Raw genomic sequence first — 661 nt, forward strand, 5'->3', positions numbered from 1 at the left:
AAAGTTCACGCGAGGGTAAGGAGCGCTTAGCTTTATACATTAAAATACATTATTTTACATTCAGTCTTAGTTGTTTAAGTGTTTATTTAACAACCAACTTAAAAAATTTTATATATATCTAAGTTTTTTTAAACCTTCATCTGTAATTCCAATATCTATTAAATTGGCTTTTGTAAATCCAGCATCTCTTAAATCAAAAACTGTAAAACCAGCATCTATTAATTCTTTATATAAATATCCAGAATCTTTAAAATCCGAAGCTGACCAACCAGCATCTTTTAATTCCTTAGCTGTTTTTCCAGATGTTTTTGAAAGTTTATACCCAAAGGCTCTTAATTTATTAATTTCAAGATTAGAATCTGTTAATTCATATATTTCACTCAATGAATAACCAGCAGCTACTAAATCATTAGTTAAATATCCTGCATCTTTTAATTGATTAGGTTTAAATGTATTAGTAGATTTTGGAGATGTCAATTCAGCATCTTTAAAATCTTTAACTGTATATCCAGCGTCTTTTAATTCTTTAATTGAAAAATATAAACTTTCTCCTACTAAATCATTTAATCCAACTCCTAATTTTTTAAAATCTGCAATTGTTTGATAAATTTGAGTTTTAAAATATTTAACTTTACCATTTTTATCTGTTTCTTTATATTTT

General features: G+C 25.6%; 1 pseudogene. It reads right to left on the bottom strand.

What is annotated here, in order from left to right:
* Positions 1 to 108 precede the first annotated feature (108 nt).
* A pseudogene (locus tag ON17_RS03660) lies at positions 109 to 661 on the bottom strand (hypothetical protein); the annotation flags it as partial.

Source organism: Poinsettia branch-inducing phytoplasma str. JR1 (genome assembly GCF_000309465.1).
Classification (GTDB): Bacteria; Bacillota_I; Bacilli_A; order Acholeplasmatales; family Acholeplasmataceae; genus Phytoplasma; species Phytoplasma pruni.